General features: G+C 73.1%; 21 protein-coding genes. 14 read left to right on the top strand and 7 right to left on the bottom strand.

What is annotated here, in order from left to right:
* Window positions 1-18: 18 nt before the first annotated feature.
* From BM339_RS11295 to galE, 4 genes are all read right to left on the bottom strand, one after another.
* Complete coding sequence (locus BM339_RS11295; protein WP_075020807.1) at window positions 19-627, bottom strand: TetR/AcrR family transcriptional regulator; 609 nt, start codon at window positions 625-627, stop codon at window positions 19-21.
* A 262-nt stretch (window positions 628-889) separates the two neighbouring features.
* Window positions 890-1741: a hypothetical protein gene (locus tag BM339_RS11290; protein WP_143118365.1), complete on the bottom strand. Its 852-nt coding sequence runs from the start codon at window positions 1739-1741 to the stop codon at window positions 890-892.
* Window positions 1742-1973: 232 nt separating this feature from the next.
* Complete coding sequence (locus tag BM339_RS11285) at window positions 1974-3071, bottom strand: hypothetical protein (protein WP_143118364.1); 1098 nt, start codon at window positions 3069-3071, stop codon at window positions 1974-1976.
* 236 nt (window positions 3072-3307) lie between these two features.
* Window positions 3308-4312 (bottom strand): UDP-glucose 4-epimerase GalE, encoded by a 1005-nt coding sequence (galE, locus tag BM339_RS11280; RefSeq protein WP_075020804.1) that lies wholly within the window; start codon window positions 4310-4312, stop codon window positions 3308-3310.
* Between the two features lie 269 nt (window positions 4313-4581).
* On the opposite strand from galE, the gene BM339_RS11275 reads away from it, so the two are divergent.
* The 8 genes from BM339_RS11275 (at window position 4582) to BM339_RS11240 (ending at window position 14811) form a co-directional block, all read left to right on the top strand.
* On the top strand, window positions 4582-5244 hold the full coding sequence (locus BM339_RS11275; RefSeq protein WP_021598428.1) for a response regulator transcription factor: 663 nt from the start codon (window positions 4582-4584) through the stop codon (window positions 5242-5244).
* A gap of 108 nt (window positions 5245-5352) precedes the next feature.
* On the top strand, window positions 5353-6729 hold the full coding sequence (locus tag BM339_RS11270) for a YveK family protein (protein ID WP_075020803.1): 1377 nt from the start codon (window positions 5353-5355) through the stop codon (window positions 6727-6729).
* 3 nt (window positions 6730-6732) lie between these two features.
* Window positions 6733-7878, top strand: a complete 1146-nt coding sequence (locus BM339_RS11265) for a DegT/DnrJ/EryC1/StrS family aminotransferase (RefSeq protein ID WP_021598430.1) — start codon at window positions 6733-6735, stop codon at window positions 7876-7878.
* 2 nt (window positions 7879-7880) lie between these two features.
* The gene (locus BM339_RS11260) at window positions 7881-9056 is read left to right on the top strand and encodes a polysaccharide biosynthesis protein (RefSeq protein WP_075020802.1); all 1176 of its coding nucleotides are present in this window, start codon (window positions 7881-7883) and stop codon (window positions 9054-9056) included.
* Between the two features lie 9 nt (window positions 9057-9065).
* On the top strand, window positions 9066-10286 hold the full coding sequence (locus BM339_RS11255; protein ID WP_033334084.1) for a glycosyltransferase: 1221 nt from the start codon (window positions 9066-9068) through the stop codon (window positions 10284-10286).
* Complete coding sequence (locus tag BM339_RS11250) at window positions 10283-13123, top strand: lipopolysaccharide biosynthesis protein (RefSeq protein WP_075020801.1); 2841 nt, start codon at window positions 10283-10285, stop codon at window positions 13121-13123. The genes BM339_RS11255 and BM339_RS11250 overlap by 4 nt, the downstream gene beginning before the upstream one ends.
* A 5-nt stretch (window positions 13124-13128) precedes the next feature.
* Window positions 13129-13863 carry a sugar transferase gene (locus BM339_RS11245; protein WP_143118363.1) on the top strand — a complete coding sequence of 245 codons (735 nt, stop codon included), beginning with the start codon at window positions 13129-13131 and terminating at the stop codon, window positions 13861-13863.
* Window positions 13864-13887: 24 nt separating this feature from the next.
* Window positions 13888-14811, top strand: a complete 924-nt coding sequence (locus BM339_RS11240) for a hypothetical protein (RefSeq protein ID WP_021597946.1) — start codon at window positions 13888-13890, stop codon at window positions 14809-14811.
* 42 nt (window positions 14812-14853) lie between these two features.
* On the opposite strand, the gene BM339_RS49730 is transcribed toward BM339_RS11240, so the two are convergent.
* Both BM339_RS49730 and BM339_RS11235 read right to left on the bottom strand, forming a co-directional pair.
* Window positions 14854-15006, bottom strand: coding sequence for a hypothetical protein (locus BM339_RS49730; RefSeq protein WP_021597945.1), 153 nt, complete (start codon window positions 15004-15006; stop codon window positions 14854-14856).
* A gap of 124 nt (window positions 15007-15130) precedes the next feature.
* Window positions 15131-16306, bottom strand: a complete 1176-nt coding sequence (locus tag BM339_RS11235) for a Rieske (2Fe-2S) protein (RefSeq protein WP_256255297.1) — start codon at window positions 16304-16306, stop codon at window positions 15131-15133.
* Between the two features lie 645 nt (window positions 16307-16951).
* On the opposite strand from BM339_RS11235, the gene BM339_RS11230 reads away from it, so the two are divergent.
* The 6 genes from BM339_RS11230 to BM339_RS11205 all read left to right on the top strand — a co-directional run bounded on the left by BM339_RS11230 (window position 16952) and on the right by BM339_RS11205 (window position 22173).
* Window positions 16952-17743, top strand: coding sequence for a sensor histidine kinase (locus tag BM339_RS11230; protein ID WP_143118362.1), 792 nt, complete (start codon window positions 16952-16954; stop codon window positions 17741-17743).
* Window positions 17740-18387: a response regulator gene (locus BM339_RS11225; RefSeq protein WP_081842930.1), complete on the top strand. Its 648-nt coding sequence runs from the start codon at window positions 17740-17742 to the stop codon at window positions 18385-18387. The genes BM339_RS11230 and BM339_RS11225 overlap by 4 nt, the downstream gene beginning before the upstream one ends.
* A gap of 100 nt (window positions 18388-18487) precedes the next feature.
* Window positions 18488-19390: a cytochrome P450 gene (locus BM339_RS11220; RefSeq protein WP_075020800.1), complete on the top strand. Its 903-nt coding sequence runs from the start codon at window positions 18488-18490 to the stop codon at window positions 19388-19390.
* Between the two features lie 103 nt (window positions 19391-19493).
* On the top strand, window positions 19494-20804 hold the full coding sequence (locus BM339_RS11215) for a sensor histidine kinase (RefSeq protein ID WP_024936584.1): 1311 nt from the start codon (window positions 19494-19496) through the stop codon (window positions 20802-20804).
* A complete protein-coding gene (locus BM339_RS11210) occupies window positions 20801-21466 on the top strand; it encodes a response regulator (protein ID WP_021597215.1) in 666 nt (221 codons plus the stop codon). The genes BM339_RS11215 and BM339_RS11210 overlap by 4 nt, the downstream gene beginning before the upstream one ends.
* A gap of 89 nt (window positions 21467-21555) precedes the next feature.
* Window positions 21556-22173 (top strand): response regulator, encoded by a 618-nt coding sequence (locus tag BM339_RS11205; protein ID WP_075020799.1) that lies wholly within the window; start codon window positions 21556-21558, stop codon window positions 22171-22173.
* 61 nt (window positions 22174-22234) lie between these two features.
* Here BM339_RS11205 and BM339_RS11200 read toward each other — a convergent pair whose 3' ends face one another.
* Window positions 22235-23743, bottom strand: coding sequence for a serine/threonine-protein kinase (locus BM339_RS11200; protein ID WP_075020798.1), 1509 nt, complete (start codon window positions 23741-23743; stop codon window positions 22235-22237).
* Window positions 23744-23749: the final 6 nt, after the last annotated feature.

Genomic DNA, 23749 nt, shown 5'->3' with positions numbered 1-23749 from the left:
CGGGAAACGTGGACCAAATCAGCCGGGCGTCGCGGCGAACGCGCCGCCCAGCACGAGCCGCCCGGCCGTGCGGACCATGGCGGCGACCTCCTCGACCGGCTGGCGGAGCGAGGCCAGGCTGATCAGCGCGGAGAGCAGGATGTGCCCGAGGACGATCTCGACGTCGTCGCGCTCGGGGACCGGGTCGCCGATCGCCGTGGAGAGCCGGTCGCGCAGGAACAGGAACAGGACGGTCCGGGCGTCGTCCACGCTGGAGTCGTCGGAGGTCACCGCCTGGATGATCGCGGACGTCAGGGTCGGCTCCGCCGCCGCCACGTGCACGATCCGCTCGAGCAGCGCGGTGAGGCGCTCCAGCGGGGTGTCGCCGACCGCGAGCGCGTCGATGTCGTCGGTGACCCGGTGCGCCCACGCCGCCGCGACCTCGGTGAGCAGGTGGTCCTTGGTGGCGAAGTACCGGTAGACGGTCGCCCGCGCGACGCCGGCGCGGTCCGCCACGTCGTGCATGGTGACGGCCGGGTAGCCGCCCTCCAGCGCGAGCTCCCGCGCCGAGTCGATCAGCCGCTCGCGCCGCGCCTGCTGGTCCTTGCTCAGCGTCCGCGTGACGGTGAACCGCGCATCGCCGTTCAAAACGCCTCCTAGCCGTGGCCACCCCCATTCTTTCCTACGTTCGCCTCAAACGCGTCCATCTCGGACGTCACCCCCGGGCGGGCGGGCTCCGGCGCAGGTCACGGCACGGCCCCCGAACAGGCGTCATGCCCCGCCGATGTCCATCAGCGAGGCATGACATGGGCGCACGCGCCCGTCTCCTACGTGCGGAGGTACCGCGGAGGCGGGCCCGCGAGGGCGGTTTCGGCCCTGGCGCGGGCCCTCCTCTCGTCCACGGTCGGTCCTAGCCCTGGACCGCGGCCTGGCCCTGGTTCACGGCCTCGGTCAGCGCCTCGCCCTTGTGCTGGACCTGCGCCTCGTTCTGGGCCTGCTCCTGAGCGGCCGGCTGCTGCTGAGCCGCGGGCTGCTGCTGAGCGGCCGGCTGCTCCTGAGCCGCGGGCTGCTGCTGAGCCTCCTGCTGCGCAGCACCCTGCTCCTGAGCGGCACCCTCCTGGGCGGCGCCCTCCTGAGCCTCGGCCTCCTCCATGGCCTCGGCCTGCTCCGGAGCGGCCGACTGCTGCTCGGCGGCGGGCTGCTGCTGAGCCGCAGCCTGCTCCTGAGCGGCGGGCTGCTGCTGAGCGGCCGGCTGCTCCTGAGCGGCGCCCTGCTCCTGAGCGATGGGCTGCTGCTGGGCAGCACCCTGCTCCTGAGCCGCCGGCTGCTCCTGAGCGATGGGCTGCTGCTGAGCCGCACCCTGCTCCTGAGCGGCACCCTGCTGGGCGGCGCCCTCCTGAGCCTCGGCCCCCTCGGCGCCCGCGGCCTCGGCCCCCTGGGCGCCCGCGGCCTCGCCGCCCTCGACGTCCTGCTCGGGGCCCTCGACCTCGACCGTCGCGGGGCCGACCTTCTTGGCGTGGATCTTCTGCTTGATGTCGCCGGTGGTGACCGGCTTGTTCCCCATCACCGCGGCGGCGTCGCGCGACTTGTTGATCTCGGCGTAGCTGAGGTCGCCGGGGCCGCTCTCGGAGATGTAGCGGGGATTGATGTAGATGTTGATGTCCGACGGCGCCGCGGCCTCGGCCGAGGCCGCGGGAACGGCCAGGAGGCTGCCACCGATGGCCAGCCCGGCCACGGTCGCCGCACGAGCGATACGTTTCATTCCTTTTCCCCCTTTTGTGACGCTGGTTCGCGCAGTGCGAACTCAATGATCATAACAACTCCGTGACCAAACTTAAATCGGGGTGGCCTGATTTTCAAAATGCCCGCAAAGTGCGAAAATCAGGCTTACCGCCACTTGTGCAGATCAGAAGTCACGTCCCCTTTTCGGGTGCACCGCACCCCCGCGACCCGCCGACTCGGGCGAATGCGGTATGGCTCGCCGGAAATGGCCGCTACGGCGCGAACGGCGGCCCGCCGCCCGCGCCGTTGCGGCGCGCTCCGGCCGGGTCCTCGTCGTCCGGCGCGGCGGGAGGGCGCGCTCCGCGCGGTCCCTTCCGCGACGCTCGTGAAGCCGCTCCGCCGGGCCGTCCGAAGCGCGACCTCCGGCCTCCCCTGACGACCCGGAGAACGCGGAGGGCACGGAACGCCTGCGATCCGCGGAACCGGCCCGCGCGCCCCCTCCGGAGCCGGGTGTCACGTGGGCGGACGTCGACGGAGCGCCTGAACACGCCCCTGCCCAGCACCGCCACGTAGCCGAGGAGGTCGACCGAGTGCGCGGGCGGGGCCCGGGACTTCCACACCCCGGGGACGCCGCCGATGATCCCCCGCCACACGTCGAAGACGCCTCCCCAGGGCGCTCTGACGGTGTAGGTGCCGGCGAGCTTGAACTCGGTGCCGAGGCTCCAGGACCTCCGGGTCGCCGGCGCCTCGGTCTTCCCGTGGACGCCGCCCCCGGTGAGCGACACCGACTTCGACCGGAAACGCGTCCGGAAATTGCCCGTCTTTGCGTCCATGTAGGCCTGCAGCATGCCGTCGTGGCTGACCGTGAGGCCGAAGTCGGGCGGCCGGACGAATCGGAGCCTGCTGCTCATCGAGGCCCGCGCCTCGAAAGCCGGGCCGGGGTCCGGCCGCCCGACGGTCGAGCCCACGGAAAAGGAGCCGCCGACCCCGGCTCCGCTCTCGAACGTGAATGCCAGGCCATCGCGGGTGAACGAACTCGTCACCCCGCCGCCAATTCCGCGGTAAAGGCTGAACTTGAGAACGATGCCGTCCCCATGCCCGGGAAGAGAAATGGCCTGCCGTTGCACAAGGGCGGCGTTCTGAACGGGATGCCCCTCCCGCGGCACCAGGTGCCGGGGAGGCGGGACGGCCGCCGGCACGGCCGCTCCCCCCCGCGGCGCCATCGACGCGCAGGACCGGGCGATGTGGCAGACGCACCCCCGGACGGGACCGGTCCGGCCCGCCGGAACGATCGACATCGCCGACGCGGTCAGGACCACCGCCGACACCGTGCCGATGCGGATACGCCTGTCGCTCCATGCTCGCTTCATGATCCCCAGACCACACCCCGGATTCACTCGCACAGAACAGCGATGCTACAACGATGCGTAGCTAAATGAATACATAGAGTAACTCTGGACGTCTTGACGCGACTTGGCGGCGTCCGCCGGGGATGTGCCGGCGAACGCCGCTGGAGCGGCGCCGGGGCGGGCGGTGTCCCCGTCCCCGGCGGCAGACATGACCACGGCCCGTCCGGGGCTTTCGCCGGACGGGCCGTGGACGAGGGTCAGGACGCGGCGAGCTCGCGGCGCCGGTCGGCCCACTGCAGGGAGTGGCGGATGGCGTCCTCGATGGTGTACTCGGGCTTCCAGCCGAGCAGGTCCCACGCCTTCGCCGGATTCACGAACGCGCCGACGACGTCGCCCGGCCGGGCCGGGGCGTCCTCGGCCCGGAAGGAGTCGCCGACGACCTCGCGGAAGGCGGCGACGAGCTCGCGGACGGTCGTCCCGTTCCCGGTGCCGAGGTTGATCACCTCGTAGCGCGGGTGGTCCCCGACCGGCGGGATGATCGAGTCGAACCGGGTGGCCGCCTCGTGGAAGGCGCGGGCGATGTCCCAGACGTGGATGTAGTCGCGGATCGCGGTGCCGTCCCGGGTCTCCCAGTCCACCCCGGTGATCTTGAAGGGGACGCCGAGGTCGTAGCACTCGATCATCTTGCCGAGGGCGTGCGTGGGCTTGCTGCTCTGCAGGCCGGTGCGCAGCCGCGGGTCGGCCCCGATCGGGTTGAGGTAGCGCAGCGAGATGACGCGCAGCCCGTAGGCCTCGCAGAAGTCCTGGAGCAGCAGCTCCGCCATCATCTTCGAGCGGGTGTAGGGGTTCTGCGGTTCGAGCTCGGAGGTCTCGGTGACCGACAGATCGGGCTCGGGCCGGTACATCCCGGCGGTGGACGCGAAGATCATCCGGTCGCAGCCGTTGCGGACGAGGTGACCGGCGAGGTCGAGGGTCTTGGACAGGTTGACGCGGTAGTAGCGCAGCGGGTCCGCCATGGAGTCGGGCACCACGATCAGCGCCGCGCAGTGCACGGTCGCGATGATGTCGGGGTGGTCGCGGAAGATCTGGTCGACCAGGCCGCCGTCCCCGATGTCGCCCTGGTAGAAGATCTTGCCGGCGGTGAACTCCTGCCGGCCGGTGATGAGGCTGTCGAGCACCACGGGGGTGACCCCGCGCTCGACGAAGGCGGAGGCGATCGTGCTGCCGATGAAGCCGGCTCCCCCTGTGATCAGCACTTTCATGTGGCATCCCCTGCAGGCCAGTGCGTCCCCTTGACATTCCAGCCACAGGATCAGCAGCCGGCCCCGGACGGTCAACGCCCGGCACTCCAGGTGACCGGGTCCGGACGCGTGTGAACCGGCGGGGGCCGCCCGGCGTCCGCGCACGGTTCTGTCCGGCGCCGTCACCAGCGGAGATCACGCAGTGTGCGGGCGCGGGTGATCGGGACGGCCGAAACGAAGTACAGCGTTTGCAGGATCCGCCGGGCCCCCGCAGCGGTCATGGTCGGTGGATGCAACCGATCCGCGTCCTCATCGTGGACGATCACGCGCTCTTCGCCGAGGCCCTCGCGGCGCGGCTCGGGCGCGAGCCCGATCTGGTGATCCTGCCGATCGCCGCCGACGTGCGGCGCGCACTCGCGCTGACCGCCACCGAGCGCCCGCGGGTGCTCGTCCTCGACATGACGCTGGGCGCGGAGAGCGGCTTGGAGGTCCTGGACCGGGTCCGCGAGCGGCACCCGGACGTGCGGGTCGTCGTGCTGACCGCGATGAGCGACCTCGACGCGATGGTGCGGGCGGTCCGCCGCGGCGCCGTGGGCTGGCTGGAGAAGACCGAGAGCGCCGACCACGTCGCCCGGGTGATCCGGTCGGCGGCGCGGCAGGGCGGCTGGATCCCGCCCGACCTGCTCGGCGAGGTGCTGCGCCGGCTGACGCTGGACGGCGGCGAGCAGGCCGGCGCCGGGCTGCTCGCCGAGCTGACGCCGCGCGAGCGCGAGGTCCTGCAGTGCATGGTGGACGGGCTCGGCCGCGCGGAGATCGCCGAGCGGCTCGGCCTGTCGGCCAACACCGTCCGCACCCACACCCAGAACCTGCTGGCGAAGCTCGACATGCACTCCGCCCTGGAGGCGATCACCCTCGCCATGCGGGCCGGCATGCGCCCCTCCGCGGACGGCTGACCGGGCGTCCGCCCTGATGCAAACGGCGTAGGGCGGGGTCGTCTTTTGGGCGATTGCTCCGCCGACGGGTCTTCCTACGCTCGCCGTGACGAAGCCGGAGGGTAGATCGTGGAGATCGACGAAGTCGCCGCCCGGGTGGTGCGCAGCTACTGGGCCCTGCTGCTGGCCATGACGGTTCTTCCGCTGCTGCTGGTCGGGGTCGTGATGAGCGGGAAGGAACCGCCGTACGTCGCGCAGTCGCGGCTGCAGGCGAGCAGCAGGGCGACCGACGCGGCGCCCGGGGACGCGGGCGTGTCCATCGTGGTCAGCCAGGTGAAGGCGTTCGCGACCAGCGAGAACCTGCTGCGCGAGGTGCTCGGGCAGCAGAAGGTGAACCGGCCGACGGTCAAGGTCGCCAAGGCGATCGAGGTGACCGGGCTCGGCACGTCCACGGTCGTGCAGCTGTCGGTGAAGGACGCCGACCCGGGCGTGGCGCGGCGGCTCACCGACGCGATCGGCGCCGCGGTCGTCAAGGAGATCAACGATTCCAACCAGGGCTCGATCAAGCAGCAGATGGACGACATCGACAAGCGCGTCCGGTCGCTGGAGAAGAAGCTCGGCCCGCTGTCGCGGCGGGCCGGCGCGCAGCCGAACCCCGACATCGGCGCCGCGAACGAGCGGGAGCGGGTGCAGGCCGAGCTGACCGACCTGCGGTCGAACCGGTCGGATCTGCAGACGCAGCTGTCGCAGTCGGGGACGGCGTCGGTGGTGCAGCCGGCGGTGCTGGCGCCGCGGACGAACCCGGTCGTGATGATGGCGGCGATCGCGGGGCTGGTCGGGCTGATCGGCGGGATCCTGATCGCGGTCGTGACGGAGATGGTCCGGCCCACGATCCCGGGGCAGCGGCGGGTCGCGCGGCGGCTCGGGGTGCCGCTGCTCGGCTGGTCCGACAAGGGACCGGCGCGCCTCGCCGACCTCGGCCGCCGCATCCGGCTGGCCGCGAAGAAGGAGGGCGTCGGGCGGGTCACGCTGGTCGGCGCGCCGGGGCCGCTGCCGGCCGAGCTGGTGTCCTCGATCGCCGCGGCCGTGTACGGGGACGAGACGAAGGTCGTCAAGGCGCGGCCGGGACGCGGCCGGCCCGGCGACGCCGGCGAGGGCGAGGGCGGCGACGGTGAGCGGCCGGACGGGCCGTCCCTCAACAGCGGCGGGCCCGGCGGCGGCACGAAGAGCACGTCCGTCGTCCGCGCCGGCGGCACCGCCGTGATGTCGAAGAAGTCGGCCGAGGTGTCCCCCTCGGAGGTCACCCAGCCGGTCCCGCTCCGCCAGCTCTGCCATGTGCACGCGTTCGAGGACATCGATCCGGGCTCGGACGAGGAGGTCGGCGTGGTGGTCGTGGTCGGGCCGGTGACGCGGGTGTCGGGGCTGGAGACCGTCCGCGACCTCGTCACCGCGTCCGGCTGGCCGCTGCTCGGCGTCGTCGCCACGTCCCGGAAGATCAAGGGGTAGCAGATGAGTTCGTCCGTACCGTTCACGATCCCGTCGGTGTCCGGCGAGGTGTCCGACGCCGTCGTCAAGGTGCTCGACTCGGGCTGGATCACGACGGGGCCGCAGACGGCCGCGTTCGAGCAGGAGTTCGCCGACCACCTCGGCGCCGCGCACGTCGTCGCGGTCGCCTCGTGCACGACCGCGCTGGAGCTGTGCCTGCGCGCGCTGGACCTGCCGCCGGGGTCGGCGGTGCTGACGCCCAGCCTCACGTTCTGCGGCGCGATCAACGCGATCCTGCACGCGGGCCTGCGGCCGGTGCTGGTCGACATCGACGAGGACACGCTCGTCCCGAGCCCGGAGACGGTCGCGGCGGCGGCGGGGCGCTGCGCGCCCGCCGCGATGATCGTGCAGAACCAGGGCGGCTACCCGGTGGACGTCCCGGCGCTCGCCGAGGCGGCCGGCCTCGACCGGACGCGGGTCGTCGAGGACGCGGCGCACGGCCCCGGCGCCGGGCGGGACGGAAAGCCCGTCGGATCGGAGTCGTTCGCGGCCTGCTTCTCCTTCTACGCGACGAAGAACATGCCGATCGGCGAGGGCGGCGCGGTGGCGTCGTCCGACCAGGAGTTCGCCGACCGGGTCCGCGCGATGCGGATGCACGGGATGAGCAAGGACTCCTGGAAGCGGTACCTGCCGGGCGGAAGCTGGCGGTACGACGTGAAGACGGTCGGGTTGAAGGCCAACATGACCGACGTCCAGGCGGCGATCGGGCGGGCGCAGCTCGCCGCGCTCCCGGGGTGGCAGGAGCGGCGCGCCGAGATCGTCGCGGCGTACGACGAGGCGCTGCGCGGGCTGCCCGGCCTCGTCCTGCCGCAGCGGGACCTCGACGGCGTCCAGCACGCCTGGCACCTCTACCAGGTGCGGGTGCAGGACCGGGACGCGATCAGCGCGCGGCTGGAGGCGGCGGGCGTCGCGACCTCCGTCCACTTCATCCCGGCGAACCAGATGACGGCCTACCTGGAGATCCTGGGCGCGGAGGAGTGCGCGCAGGTGCCGGTGACCGACCGGGTCGGCGAGGAGCTGCTGTCGCTGCCGCTGTACCCGGGTCTGACGGCCGACGGCCGGGACCGCGTCGTGTCCGCACTCACCGAGGCCCTGCGGACCCGGAGCTGATCGTGCGAAGGTTCCTGCCGCGCCGCCGCACCGGGGCCGCACCCCCCGCCGCGGTCCCGGCCAGCCCGCTGGCCCTGCTGATGGGACGGGACGAGGTCGTCATGGCGGGGCATCGCGGGCGGCGGCTCGTGCGGGGCCGGCGGGTGCTGGTCACCGGGGCGTGCGGGACGGTCGGCCGGGCGCTGTGCCACCAGGTGCAGCGGCTGGAACCGGCCGCGCTGTGCCTGGTCGACCGGGACGGCGCCGGGCTGGCGCGGCTGCGCCGGGCGCTGCCGGGCGTCACGGCCGCGCGGGCCGACGTCCGGGACGAGCGCCGGGTGGACCGGATCCTCCGGGACGCCCGGCCCGACCTGGTCTTCCACATGGCCGGGCGGAACGCGCTGGCGGACGTCGAGCGGGACCCGTGCCGGGGCGTCGCGGTGAACGTCCTCGGCACCCGGCACCTCATCGACGGCGCGGTGCGGCACGGCGTGGAGCGGCTCGTGCTCGTCTCGTCCGACAAGGCCGCCGACCCGACGTCGGTGTTCGGCGCGACGATGCGGCTCGGCGAGCTGCTGCTGCGGACGGCGACGGGCGGCCCGACCTGCTTCGCCGCCGTCCGCGTCGGCAACGTGCTCGGCACGGCGGGCCCGCTGCTGGACCTGCTCGCGCACCGCATCGCCTCCGGCGAGGTCGTCACGATCACCCACCCGGAGGTCGCCCGCCACTTCATGACGGTGGAGGAGGCCGCGGGGCTGCTGATCGAGGCCGCGGCGATGGCGGAGGAGGCGGAGACGTTCGTCCTCGACATGGGCCGGCCCGTCCCGGTGATCGACCTCGTGCACCGGTACGCCGAGCAGCTCCGGCTGCCGGAGGTGACGATCCGGTTCAGCGGCCTCGGCCCCGGCGAGAAGCTCGCGGAGAAGGTGTTCGCCGACTCCGAGCGCCGGATCCGCACCGCCCACCCGAAGATCTGGGCGACCCGCCCGGCCGCGCCGCCCGCCGGGCTGCCGCAGCTGCTGGACGAGCTGGAGGCCGCGGCCGGCGCCGGCGACGACGGCGCCGTGCGGCTGCTGCTGCGCCGGCTGCTGCCCGAGTACCACCCGGCCCGGCGCCCGGAACCGTCCGGCGACCCCCCGCCGCCCGGCCCGTCCTGCCTCTGCGACGCGGGGTGCAGCCCCGACCCACCCGGCCTGTGAGGTGTGCACGTGAGTACGACCAGGAAGCTCAGAGTCGCCACGGTGATCACCCGGTTCAACGGGGGCGCCGGCCAGGTCGCGCTGAACGGTGCGCTGGCCCTCCCGGACGGCGACTACGAGCGCGCGATCGTCACCGGCGGCGTCGGCATGGACAGCACGGCCTCGTCCACCGGCAACGGCGTCCTCTTCGGGGACGAGGCCGTGGCCAACGCCGCCGCCGGTGACCTCACCCCCCGGGCGTACGCGGCCGGGATGGAGATCGTCCAGGTGGGGCCGCTGGTGCCGCAGATCTCGCCGCGCGACGACCTGGCCGCGCTGCGCACGCTGACCCGCGTGCTGGCCGAGGGCCGCTACGACGTCGTCCACACCCACAGCGCGAAGGGCGGCGTGATCGGACGGGTCGCGGCGGCCCGCGCGGGCGTGCCCCGCATCGTCCACACCTGGCACGGGTTCCCGTTCAACGAGTTCCAGTCGTGGGCGCGGCGACGCGTATACATAGGCCTCGAACGGATCGCCTCCAAGCGCACGGACGCGTTCCTCGCGATCGGCTCGGAGACCGTGACGACGGCGCTGCGGCTCGGGCTGACGTCGCCGGAGCGGGTGCGGCTGTCGTGGCCCGCCGTGGACGTGGACGCCTACGCGACCGCGCCCGGCTCCCGCGCCCAGGCCCGCCGCCGCCTCGACCTGCCGCTCGGCGTGAAGGTCGTCGGGTCGATCGGCCGGCTGACGTTCCAGAAGGGCCCGGAGATCTTCGCGAAGGCGATCGCCCGGCTGCCCGACGACGTGTTCGGGCTGTGGGCCGGCGGCGGGCCCATGGCGGAGGAGCTGGAGAGGCTCACCGCGAAACTCGGCATCGGCGAGCGGATGCGCTGGCTCGGGCACCGCGACGACATCGCCGACGTGCTGCCCGCGTTCGACGTGATGGCGATGGCCAGCCGGTGGGAGGGGCTGCCCTGCGTGCTGGTCGAGGCGGTCGGCGCGGGGATCCCCCTGGTCGCGACGGCCGTCCCGTCCAACCAGGACCTGGTGCTCGCCGGCGAGACCGGCATGCTCGTCCCGCCCGAGGACCCGGACGGGCTCGCCGCGGCCGTGTCGGCGCTGCTGGACGACCCGGCCGCCGCCGCGCGGATGGCCGGGCGCGCCCGCGCCCGGGTGGGCGAGTGGTTCTCGCCCGAGCATCTCGGGACCGTCCTCGACGAGACCTACCGCGGGAACTCCAGGCGCCCATGACCGCGACCATCGAGGCCCCCGCGCGCGGCGGCGCCGAGCGGGCGCCCGCGCCGCTCAAGCGCGGCGCGCGGCTGACGACCGTCGTGCTGGTCGGGGGGATCGCCTCGCTGCCGATGCTGATGCCGTTCGGGCTGCCGCCGGGCCCCGGCAACACCGGGCTGCCCGACCTCGCGCTCATCGGCGTCACCGCGGTGGCGATGCTGTGGGCGGGCACGCGCAAGCTGCCCGTCCGGTGGCCGTTCCTCATCCCCACGCTGCTGACGATCATCGCGGGCGGCATCGCGGCCATCGTCAACGACGCCGGCGCGCTGACCCTGGTCAAGGACCTGTTCGTGCTGCTGTGGGGGGTGAGCCTCGCCAACCTCGGCCGCGACCCGTCCCTGCTGCGGGTCGCGCTCCGCGCCTTCGTCGCCATCGGGACGTGCTACGCCCTCGTCATGATCACCGGCTTCGTGCTGGGCCTGGACGCGCTCTCCGGCAAGCAGGTCGACGGCGAGCGGGCGATGTTCACGTTCGGCGATGCCAACTACGCGTCCAACTGGTTCATCTGCATCTTCTTCATCGCCCGCGCGACCCGCTACCCGGGGACGGCGTGGCGGCGGTGGGCCGTCTGCGGGATCCTGCTCACCGCCGAGCTCCTCACCGGCTCCAACGGCGGGCTGCTCGCGCTCATCATCGCGATCCTGCTCGGCCACCTGTTCCGGCTGGTCCGCGAGGGCAGGGCGCACCACGCGATCGCCATCGGCGCGTTCGCCGTGTTCGTCGGCGGGGCGGGCGTCACGGTCGTCACGCAGGTGAACATCCAGCCGCTGCTGGACCAGGCCAGCCAGACGTCCCCCATCCTGCGCGACTCCATCGGCCGGACGACCGGGGAGAGCACGAACTCCCGCAGCACCGTCCTCGCCACCACCATCCAGATGATCGAGGAGCAGACGCACCCGTGGGGCATCGGTCCCGGCCAGACCGAGAAGGAGATGCTGGTCCGGCAGGAGACCTATGTGCGGGAGGCGCACAACGACTACGTCGCCTCCGTCCTCGAACGCGGCTTCCTCGGGGGCGTCGCGCTCATCGTGCTCGTGTTCGTGCTGCTGCTGAAGTGCGTGCGGATCGCCCGGCGGAACGCGCTGACCGGCGAGTACGCGCGGCTCGTGCCGCGACCCGAACTGTTCGGCGCGCTCATCGCCGTCTTCCTCATCTCGGGCCTCTTCTACGAGACCCTCCACTACCGCCACGGCTGGGCCGTGTTCGGCCTGATAGCAGCGCTGGACCTGTCTCGATCCGCCCAAGGAGGCGGCCTCTTGGCGCCCCCATCGCGGGCGGGACGCCGTGCGGCCCCCGGGCCCAGAGCGCCCTCCGGCCGCCCGGACCGTGATCCGGGGCCGGGGTCGCCGCCCAAGAGCGATGAGGCCGTGCCCCTTGCCAAGGCGCCCTCTCCGAAACCGCCGGAACCCGCTCGTGCGGAGGGCGGGAGTGAGACGGCGGTCGCCACACTGCCCGTCGAGGACGAGCCGCCTCCCTCCGGTCGCGATCCCCGGGGCAGGGCGATCAGGCGGCGCCTGCTGGCGCTGGTGGCGGGGAACATGGCGGGACGGATCGGGGCGCTCGCCTCGCTCGGCATCGCGACGATCATGGTCGCGCGGATCGGCGGGCCGAAGCTCGTCGGGGCGTTCACGCTCGTCCGGATCCTGCCGGGACTGCTCTGCCAGCTGTCCAGCGCCGGGCTGCCCGGCGCCGCGCCGTTCTTCCTCGCCCGCCCCGACTACGACCAGAGCCGGGTGCGGCCCACGCTGGCGTGGCTGACCGTGATCGGCGCGACGATCTCCGGGTTCGCCTGGCTGGCCCTCAGCCCGCTCATCTACCTGGTGTTCTTCAAGTCGTTCGGCATCTGGGTCGCGATCGCCGCCGCCGCGCCGTCGTTCACGCAGGGGTTCGTCTCGGTCGGCAAGGGGCTGCTCCAGGGCACCGACGACCAGCCCGGCGCGAGCCTCGCCATCGCCGTCGAGGAGTTCGTGTTCCTGCCGATCTACCTGGTGATCCTGACCGGCTGGTACGGGCCCGGCGCGCTGATCACCGGGCTGGTGCTCGCCGACGTCGCCGCCGCCGCGTGGATCGTCCGGCGCCTCGCGCGGCGCGGGTTCTTCGCCGGGTGGGGACGCCCCGACCGGCGGCTCGGCCGGTCCATCGCCGGATACGGGTTCCGCGGCTACCTCGGCCAGCTCATCGACCTGCTCCAGCTCCGGTTCGACATGGCGCTGCTCGGCGCGCTCGCCGGCCCGAAGGTCCTCGGCGTCTACACGGTCGCGAGCAAGTTCGCCGAGCTGGTGCAGCTGCCGGGGCTCGCGGTGAACTACGTCCTGTACCCCGACTTCGCGAAGGAGGACCGGGAGACCGCGACGAGACGGACGTCCCGCCTCATCCTGCCGGCGCTCGCCGTGTCCGCGCTGGCCGCGCTGCCCCTCGCCCTCATCGCCGGGACCGCTTTGCCCTGGGTCTTCGGGGACGTGTTCGACGACGCCGTCGTGCCCACCTACATCAGGCTCGCGGGCGTCGTCACGTTCGGCGTCACCGGACTCGTCATGGCCTACCTCTACGGGGTCGGGCGCCCCGGCGCCGCCTCCACCGGGCAGGGCATCGGCCTGGTCGTCGTCGTCATCCTCGGCGCGGTCCTGATTCCCGCGCACGGCGCGATCGGCGCCGCGATCGCCACGTCCCTGTCGTTCGTCGCCACCACCGCCGCGCTCCTCGTCTGGTTCCAGCACGTCAAGAACGCCGGGGCCGGGGCCACCGCGGCCACGGCACCCGCGACCCAAGGCCCCGCACCCGTAGACAAGGGGTGACCGACATGTCCGAGCTCGTGAGCCGTCCCGTCGACCCGTCCGACGGCGTCCCCCCGTCCGCGGCGCGCCGCGTCCTGGACATCGCCGGCGCGGTCACCGGGCTGCTGCTGCTCAGCGTCCCGCTGCTGCTCCTCTTCCTGCTGGTGCGGCTGTCCAGCCCCGGGCCCGGGGTGTTCCGGCAGACCCGCGTCGGGCAGGGCGGGCGGCCGTTCGTCATGTACAAGTTCCGGACGATGCGGCAGGGCGTCGGCGGCCTCACCGTCACCGCCAACTGCGACCCGCGGCTGACGAAGGTCGGCAAGCTGATGCGCCAGTGGTCGCTGGACGAGCTGCCGCAGCTGGTGAACGTGCTGCGCGGCCAGATGACGCTCGTCGGGCCGCGCCCGGAGACCTACGACCTCGCCGTGCACTACGACGCGGCCAGCCGGTGGATCTTCGACCACCGGCCGGGGCTGACCGGCCTGTCGGAGGTGCGGTTCCGCGACTTCGACGTGCTCGGTCCCGGCGAGGAGGTCGACCTCGTCAACTACATCGAGCGGATCGTCCCGGCGCGGATCGCCGTCGACGCCGTCTACCTGCGGGACCCGTCGATGCGCGCCACGCTCGGCGCGCTCTGGGACACGGTGAAGCACATCCTCCGCATCCCGGTCCCGCCCCTCCCGGTGCAGGTCGCCGGGGGCGTCAAGGACGCCCAGGACGCGGCGCGGCGCACCGCGGAGGAGCCCGGCTCCGCCGCCTGACCACCACCATCGGGGAGTGACGTCATGGACATCCGGGACGTCCGGTTCAGGATCTCGGCCGTCGTGGTCACGGTCGTCCTGGCGGCCGGCATCCTCTTCTACCTGCAGTACCGGGCGGACCGCTACCGGCCGTACCGGGGCCCGCTCGCCTCACCGGGCACGCCGGCCGCCGAACCCGGCAAGACCCGCCGGATCGCGCTGAACACCGAGCCGTCCGACTACCCGCGGCTCCGGGCGCTCGGCTACGACCTGGTGGACGTCAAGGCGGACCCGGCGCTCGTCGCCGGCGTCCCCGACGGGATGCAGGCGCTGCTGTGGGTCGGCAACTTCACCTGCGGCGGCTTCGAGCTCGGCTGGGACGCCTTCACGCAGGCCGTGCACCGGTACGGGCAGGACCCGAAGGTCTACGGGTGGTACCTGTCGGACGAGCCGAACCCCGGCGACTGCCCGAAGATCGCGCAGGAGATCCGCCGCCGCGCCGCGTACGTCGAGCGGCACGCGCCCCGGCAGATCTCGTTCATCTCGCTGACGGACTGGCCGATGAAACCGGTCACGCCGAAACGCACCGGCGTCGACCTCGTCGGCCTCGACCCCTACCCGTGCAAGGGCTCGGCGAAGACCCGCGAGCACTGCGACATCGGCGCCATCGACCGGATGGTCCGGATGGCGGACGCCGCCGGCATCCCCCGCGACCGGATCGCGCCCGTCCTGCAGACGTTCGGGCAGAGCTGCTCCAAGGGCGACCGGAAGTACTGGATGCCCACGCAGGGCCAGTTCCGCAAGATCCTCGCGCGCTGGGACAGGCTCACGCCCCGCCCGCCGCTGGAGATCTCCTACTCCTGGGGCCGCCAGGACGAATGGGCCTGCCCCTCCCTGTCGGACGCCTACGGCGGCGACCACCCCGACCTCCAGAGCCTCATCAAGGCGCGGAACCTGGCCCGGAGGTAGCCGGAGGTGCGGTCGCCCGGCCCTCCGGAGAGGCGCGCGGGGCTACTGGCCGGGTTGGTCGGCCACCGCGGGGCGTTGATCGGAGTGGGTGGGGACGGGGAACTCCAGCGACCCGAGTCGCAGGGCCAGGATCTCCATCACGGCGACGGTCAGAATCAATCCGACGGCCCACAGGCCGACCTTCTTGCGGTTCAACCCGCGCACCCCTTCAAACCCCGTACGAGCAGGCAAGAAACCTAGCACAGGTAGATCAGAAACCCCGAGTCGGACACACCGCATATGTCCGACTCGGGGCTCCGGTCAGGAGACGGGGCTCCGGTCAGGAGACCTTCCGGCTCGTCAGGTTCGCGGCCCGGGCGTTGAGACAGTTGCCGGTCGCGAGGTCGAAGGCGAAGTTGTGGGCCAGGCAGTGGATCTGGCCGTCGCGGACGACGGCGCCGACCGCCAGGTCCTCGCCGGCGTGCGGGCAGTAGCGGGGGATGTCGTAGCGGGCGCCGTCGCTCTCGACGGTGATGCGCTCGCTCTCGTCCCGGCCGGTCTCGTACGCCTCGACGGCCTGCAGCGCGGGCGCGTTGGCGTGCTTGAGCAGGCCGACGAGGTAGTCGTTGTAGACGTCCGGGTCGCGGTAGAGGCTGACCCGGAAGGAGATGAGCAGGTCCTCCCACGCCATCCGGCCGGACAGCACGCCGTCCAGCCAGCGGCCCGCGGTGGTGATCCGGTAGTGCGGGCGGACGTCCGGGGACGCCTGCGACACCGTGAGGCCGCCCGGCGCGAAGTCGACGTCCCAGACGCCGCCGTTCGGGCCGGTGATGTCGAACCGGACGGTCATCGAGATCTGTTCGAGGAAGTAGTCGCTCAGCCCGCCGAGGTAGGCGAAGTGGGCGGTGAACCGGTCGAACAGGTCGGGACCCGGCTCCGGGTGCTCCGCCATGACCTCGGCGAGGGCGGCGGCCCGGTCGGCGGTGTACCGCCTGAGATAGGCCTCCCGGCCGGCGTCGGCGAACGAGAACTCCGCGGACACCGGGTCCCGGATGATCTCGCCGGTGTCCAGGTCGACGGTGTCGCCGGGCTTGAAGTAGTCCCAGCGCTGCCCCGGCAGGTGCTCGCGCAGCCACGCCGTGGCGGCCTCGGGGTCGCAGAACGCGCCGTCCGCCTGGTCGAGCACCCAGTTGAGGTGCTCCACCTCCGCGCCCAGGAAGCACGGCGGCCCGGCGAACGGGACCGCCAGCTCCGGCTCGGTCTGCCGGACGAGGCGCTGCGCGGCGCGGAGCTTGGAGGTGCGCTTGGCCATCGAGACCCTGGCCATCTCCTCCGGCGGGTACTCGTAGCAGATCGGGTGCCAGGACGCCCCGGACGCCTGCAGGGCCATCAGGTCCAGCCGGCCGCCCGCCAGGTGCTTGGCCCGGCGGGCCTGCGCCGCGGTGAGCCGGGCGTCGTTGCAATGCAGGATTCCGCGCCCGTCCGCCACGATCAGAAAGGCGGCGTCATGACACATGGGAGACAGTTCAGGAATAACCGTGATCCAGGAGCCCCGATTGTCCAGAGGGAATTTCTCCCACGGCTGGATCTCGATTACCTGGCGGCCGCCCGCGGCGGCCGTCATCCGCTCCCGGAACGCGGGTCCGGGATAACACGGAATGAGGATCCGGGTTCGCACGGGAAGGCGGTCCAGGACCCAGGGATCGAAGTGATCTAGATGCTCGTGCGAGACCGCCACCCAGTCGGCGTCGAGCACCGGGGCGAGATCCAGATGATCGTTTCTCGGATACTGGTGCCAGGCTCCGAGAAAGGCCCCCGTTGGAGCGAGCCACGGGTCCGCGAGCAGGTGGAACGCGGTCGCGTCCACCGCCACCCCCGCATGTCCGAGAAATGTGACCGTCGGCATGTCCAGACTCTCTCTCCCAGGCCCCGCCGGCACACCCGCCGGAATGCGCAAATCGGCTACGCCACCGGCATGAAAGAAATGCTCGCGTGCTGTCCCTATTAAGGCTGTGACGTCCCTCCGAAGAGCGAAGTTTACGTTCGTGGGGCGATGACCGCTTCTGGTCAGAGACGGGTCTCTTGCGGCCAATTGACTGGACATCGGCGGGCCCTCCGGGTGACCGTCGACAGGGTGCTGGAATAGCGGACGGGGGTCCTCATGAACAACGGACGGGCTCGGTCCTCCCCGGCGGACGATCCCGCGGGCGTGGGGACGCTCGCGGGCACCGGGGGGCCCGGAGCCTTCGACGACCGCGACCGGGCGGGCACGTCCGACCGCGGCGGGCAGGTGCTGTGGAGGCGGCGCCTGCGGCACGACATCCGGCACGAACTCGGAACGATCATCATGCTGGCCTCGGCCGTCGTCGTCGCGGAGGACGTCGGCGAGACCAGCCGGGCCCGCATCGACCAGCTGCTCGGCGAGACGCGGTGGCTCGACCACCTGCTGCGCCGGCTCGACGAGGACGACGACGACCAGCCGCTGCCCAGCCCGGAGCGGATCCGGGTGGACGAGCTCACCGTGGAGGTCGTCACCGGCATGCGCCTCGCCACCGCGCACGAGGTGTGCTTCACCGGCACCGAGGCGTGGGCCCACATGGACCCGGTGGCGCTGTGGCGCGCCGTCCGCAACGTCCTCGACAACGCCTGCCGCGTCGCGGCGGGACGGGTGAACGTGGGCGTCGAGGCCGGGCGGGGCTGGGTCGTCATCCAGGTCGACGACGACGGCCCCGGCTTCGGCGCGGGGTGGGGGCGGGCCCGGCCGGGCCTGGCGTCGCTCGGGCTCGGCATCGTGCACGACCTGATCTCCGGGTACGGCGGCAGCCTGGAGATCCGCACCTGCGAGATGGGCGGGGCGCGCGTCCGGATGCTGCTGCCGGCGGCACCGCCGCCGGACGAGGCCGCGGGCGTCCTCACCGACACCGGAGCCGACGACTGGCGGCCCCATCCATGAGAATGATCATCTGCGACGACCACGCGGTCTTCGCCGAGTCGCTGTCGCTGGTGCTGGCGGACGCCGGGCACAGCGTCGTGGGGGTGACCTACTCCCCCGCCGACGCGATGCCGCTGCTGCGCGCCAGGCAGCCCGACGCCTGCCTGATCGACCTGCAGTTCCCGTCCGGCACCGCGCTCGACTGGATGCCGCGGCTGCGGGCCTCCTCGCCGCGCACGCGCTTCGTCGTGCTGACCGGCTACCTGGAGCAGCCGGTGCTGGACGCGGGCGTCGCGGCGGGCGTGCGGGGGTTCGCGCACAAGGGGCAGCAGGCGGGCGACATCCTCGCCGTGCTGCGCCGGGTCGCGGACGGCGAGGTCGTCGTCGACCAGGTGGCGGCGCGCGGCGGCGGGGGCCGGCGCAGCCAGGCGCAGAAGGTCGCGCAGTTCCTCACGCCCCGGGAACGCGAGGTGCTGACGCGGCTCACCCGCGGCGAGTCCACCCAGGCGCTCGCCAAGGCGATGGGGGTGACGCGCAGTACGGCGCGCAGCCACGTGCAGAGCGTCCTCAGCAAGCTGGGCGTGCATTCGCAGCGCGAAGCGGTGATCGAGGCGGCCCGGCACGGCCTCGTCAGCGTGGAGACCGGGGAGTGGCTCGCGGGCTGAATCCACCGATTCGAGAGGACTTCTCCCAGCGGGCGGCCGAATCCGGTCTTCCAGGGTCCGGCTCCCACGCGTTAGCGTCGGCTGGTAGAGGAGGTCTTCCATGCCTCAACGGCGAGGCGCGACGCCCCTATCCGACGCCGGGTTCCTCGACCGCGCGGACACCTACGCCCGCGGGGTCCCCCACGACCGGCTCGAACGGCTCCGGGCGCGGACGCCGGTGGTGTGGCTGGACGGGCGCGCGGCGGGGCGGCCGGGCGCCTGGGCCGTGCTGCGCCACCACGACGTCCGCCATGCCCTCGTGCGCCCGGAGCTGTTCGCCCCGCGGATGGACGACGTGCCGCACGGCCCGCTGACCGGCGACGACGCGTACCCGCCCGGCCCGGTCCCCGACGACGCGCACGGCGCCGCGCTGATCGACATGGACCCTCCCGCGCAGGCGATGCTCGCCCGGATCCCGCCCCGGGAGCCGGTCGACTTCGTCGGCCAGGTCGCGCCCGACCTGCCCGAGACGCTGCGCAACACGCTCGCCGGAGGCCTGTTCGCGCTGCTGCGCCACCCCGCCGAGTACGTCCGCCTCCGGGAGGAGCAGGCCGACGACAAGCTCATCGACAGCGCGGTGGAGGAGATGCTGCGCTGGTGGACGCCCGTGCTCCACGTATCGCGCACCGTCCAGCGCGCCACGGACGTCGGCGGCGTGCCACTGCTGGCCGGCGAGCACGTCCTCCTGTGGCTGGTCTCCGCGAACCACGACGACGAGGTGTACGCCGAGCCGGGGCGGTTCGTCCCCGACCGGTTCCTGCACGAGACCCTCCCCCACCTGTGCTTCGGGTACGGGTACCGCGCGTGCCTGGGCGCCCGGCTGACCCGCGTGCACCTGCGCGCCCTGCTCGTGGCGCTGCTCGAACGTCCCGGCCTGCCGCGGCTCGCGGGCGAGCCGATGCGGCTGAGGTCGAGCACCCGGCACGGCTTCGCCCACCTCCCCATCCGCTGGACGCCCTACTGATCCCGAAGTGCCGGGTACCTGCGCCGGGTACCTCACGAGGAGTAGCGGAGCACACTCCCCGGGGGCGACGTGCGGCCGGAGACCCATGACCTACCGTGCAGGAATGAGCACCTCACCGCCGTCCGGCCAGGTCCGGCCGCACTGGCCGCGCCCGGCCGCATGGCCGGTATGGGTCGTCCCGCTGATCGTCGCCTTCGTCCAGCTCGTCGGATCCCTCGGCGCGCAGCGCGACCGCCCGTCCGACGGGACGTCCGGGCCGCCGTGGCACAGCGGCGGCGGCGACCCCGTGGGCCACACGGACCTGGATCCGCTCGGCATCGGGCTGCTGCTCGCGGGGCCGGCCCTGCTCCTGCTGCGCCGCCGGAACCCGGTGCTCACGGTGTGCGCCACCGCGGCGGTGACCGCCCTGTACTTCCTGCGCGCCTACACCTACGGGCCGGCGCCGCTCGCCCTGGTCGTCGCGATGATGGCCGCCGTCGTCGCCGGGCACCGGCCGGTCGTCTGGGCGGGGACGGGGGCCGGCCTCGCGGCGTTCTTCACCCTCACCGCGCTGATCGGCGTCCCGGCCGCCGAACGCGGGCAGGACGGCCCCTTCCCGGTGGAGGAGCCGACCCTCGGCGGGTCGAGCTTCGTCGTCGGCTGGGCGCTGGTCGTGCTCGTCACCGCCGAGCTGATCCGGATGCGCGGGCAGCGGGCCGCCGAGACCGCCCGCACCCGGGCCGAGGAGGAGCGCCGCCAGGCCAGCGAGGAGCGGCTGCGGATGGCCCGGGAGCTGCACGACGTCCTCGCCCACAACATCTCGATGATCAACGTCCAGGCGGGCGTGGCGCTGCACCTGATGGACGAGAACCCCGAGCAGGCCCGCACCGCGCTCGCCGCGATCAAGGAGGCCAGCAAGGAGGCGCTCGGCGAGATGCGCGGGGTGATCGGCGCGCTGCGGGCGCAGGGCGAGACCGCGCCGCGCGCCCCCACCGCCGGGCTGGACCGGCTGGACGACCTGCTGGACCGCGCCCGGTCCGCCGGGCTGGAGGTGACGGCCGAGGTCACCGGGGAGAAGCCGGCGCTGCACGCCGGCACCGACCTCGCCGCGTTCCGGATCGTCCAGGAGTCGCTGACGAACGTGACCCGGCACGCCGGTCCCGGACCGGTGACGGCGCGGGTCCGCATCGCCTACGGTGAGCACGAGATCGTGGTGGAGGTCGAGGACGACGGCCGGGGCGTCCCCCTGCTGGACGAGCGTCCGGGCGGCGCCGGGATCCGCGGCATGCGCGAGCGGGCCGCCGCGCTCGGCGGCGCGTTCGACGCCGGCCCGCGGCCCGGCGGCGGGTTCCGGGTCCGGGCGCGGCTCCCGCTGGACGGAGCGGACGGCGACGCGGCCGGCGAGACGGCCACGCCCGGGAGGGGTGCGCAGTGATCAAGGTGATGCTGGCCGACGACCAGGTGCTGGTGCGGGCCGGGTTCCGGGCGCTGCTGGACGCGCAGGCCGACATCGAGGTCGTCGGCGAGGCGAGCGACGGCGAGGAGGCGGTGGCGCAGGCGCGCCGGTTGCGGCCCGACGTCATCCTGATGGACATCCGGATGCCGGGCCTGGACGGCCTGGAGGCGACCCGGCGGATCGCCTCCGACGAGCGGCTCGACGGCGTGAAGATCGTGATCCTCACCACGTTCGAGCTGGACGAGTACGTCTTCGAGGCGCTGCGCGGCGGCGCGAGCGGGTTCCTGGTCAAGGACACCGAACCGGTCGAGCTGATCCACGCCGTCCGGGCGGTCGCGGACGGGGACGCCCTGCTCTCGCCGAGCGTCACCCGCCGTCTGATCGCCGAGTTCGCCGCGCGGGCCAAGGAACCGGCGCCGTCCCCGCGGCTGAACGCGCTCACCGAGCGGGAGCGCGAGGTCATGGCGCTGGTCGGCGAGGGCCTGTCGAACGAGGAGATCGCGGCCCGCCTGGTGGTCAGCCCGGCGACCGCGAAGACGCACGTCAGCCGCACGATGGTGAAGCTCAACGCGCGGGACCGGGCGCAGCTCGTCGTGTTCGCCTACGAGTCGGGACTGGTCAAACCGGGCTGGCTGCCCTAGAACTTTTACTCTGCGGCGCTTCACTTTTGCCGAGCGCGGCGACGTGACAGGGTGGACGGCACACGCCGCCCCCGACCCGAGGGAGTCCGGTGCCCAGCGACACGAGGATCCTGGCCGTCGACGACCGCGAGGAGAACCTGACCGCCCTCGCGGCCGTGCTCGACGCGCTGCCGGTGGAGGTGGTGCCCGTCACCTCCGGCCGGGCGGCCCTGAAGGAGTTGCTCAACGACGACTTCGCGCTGATCTTGCTGGACGTCGTGATGCCGGATATGGACGGGTTCGAGACGGCGGAGCACATCAAGTCCCGTCCCCGCACCCGGGACGTGCCGATCATCTTCCTCACCGCCGGCGGCGAGGCCGGCGAGCAGGCGTTCCGCGGGTACGCGGCCGGGGCCGTCGACTATCTGACCAAGCCGTTCGACCCGTGGCTGCTGCGCGCGAAGGTGTCGGTGTTCGTGGAGCTGCACCGCCGCAACCTGCAGCTCAAGCAGCAGGCGCGGCTGCTGCGGCAGACGCTGGAGGCGGGGGACGACGAGGGCGAGGGCGGCCTGACGGGCTGCGACCGGTTCCTGGCGGCCCTCGACGAGCGGCTGGCCCGGGTCGAGGAGGACGTCGCCCGGATGCGGTCCGGCGAACCCGCCGACGGGCTGGACGCGCACGTCGCCGATCTGCGCACGGCCCTGGACTCGCTGGCCGCCGGGAGCTGACCCCGCCCGACCCCGCCTGACCTCGCCTGGCCTCGGGCGGGTGGAGGGCGAGCCGCCGGGCCTACGCGGTGACGGCGGCGGGCGGTGAACGGAACGCCGCACTCGCCGTCACGGACGCCGGGGCGGCGGGCCGGTCGAGCGAACCGGTGTTGAGCTTGCCGCGCAGGATGAACGCGCCGAGCAGCACCGCCGCCACGACGAGCACCACCGCGATCGTGACGATGAGCACCGTCTTCCGGCGCTCCCCGCCTCCGCTTCCGCCGGGACGGTCGTGGACGGGAGGCGGCTGCTGCCAGTTCGCGTACTGCTGCGGCAGCTCCCAGGGCGGAGGCGTCTGCGGCGGCAGGCTCGGGTGCGGCCGCGGCCCGGACTGCTGGACGGGCGGGGGCGGGTGCCCGGGGGTGGGCGGCGGCGCCCACTCCGTCTCCAGGAGCGTACGCACCTCCTGGTTCCGGCCCGGCCGCGCGGGCGGCGGGTACCCGTCCTGCTTCTGCGGAGGGCCCTGCTCGCGGGGCCGTCCTTGATCTTGGAACCGGCCGGGATCGCGGCGGGTGACGGGGTCGAAGTCGCCGGGATCGCGGCGGGTCACCGGGTCGAGGTCGCCGGAGTCGCCCGGGTCGCGGCGGGTGACCTGGTCGAGCTCGTCGGGGTCGAGGACGGTCTCGGACGCCTCGTCGGGAAGGAAGCGGGCCGACGGCTCGTCCGCCACCGTCTCGCTCGGCCGCGAGGGCACCGGCGGAGGGGGCGGGGGCGGCGGGGGCATGGCGGCGACCCGGGTGAGCAGGGGCTGCGCCTGCGCCGCCGTCATCCTGTGCACCGGCTCGCGCACCAGCAGCCCGTCCAGGACCCGGGCGAGCGGCCCCGCGTTCCGCGCCGGCGGGACGGGCTCGGTCAGCGCGGCCTGGAGCGACGACATGGCGTCCGACCGCTCGTAGGGCGACCGGCCCTCCAGGGCCGCGTACAGCGTCGCGCCCAGGGACCACAGGTCGGACGCGGGCACCGCGCGCTCGCCCTGCACCCGCTCCGGCGGGATGTAGGCGGGCGAGCCCATGACCAGGCCCGTCTGCGTGAGCGTCGAGTCGCCCTCCATCTGCGCGATGCCGAAGTCGGTGAGGACGGCCCGTCCCGTCTCGGTGATCAGCACGTTGCTGGGCTTGACGTCGCGGTGCAGGATGCCCTTCTGGTGGGCGTGCTGGAGCGCGCCGAGCATCTGCAGCCCGATGTCGGCGACCCGGTGGTGCTCCATCGGGCCCCGCTCGATGATGTCCTGCAGCGACGGGGCGAGGACCAGCTCCATCACGATCCAGGGCCGGTCCGACTCCTGCACCACGTCGTGGACGGTCACCACCCCGGAGTGGTTCAGCCGCGCCGACGCCCGCGCCTCGCGGAACGTCCGCTCGTACAGGACGGCGCGCTCGTCCTCGTTCAGGCCCGGCGGGAACACGACCTCCTTGACCGCGACCTCGCGGTCCAGCATGACGTCGAAGGCGCGCCACACGGTGCCCATGCCGCCCCGGCCGACCACCGAGTCGAGGCGGTAGCGGTTACCGAGCAGATGTGCCTGTGCCATGGCTAG

It is taken from the genome of Actinomadura madurae (assembly GCF_900115095.1).
Lineage (GTDB): Bacteria > Actinomycetota > Actinomycetes > Streptosporangiales > Streptosporangiaceae > Spirillospora > Spirillospora madurae.
This window is presented reverse-complemented; position numbering and strand designations above follow the sequence as displayed.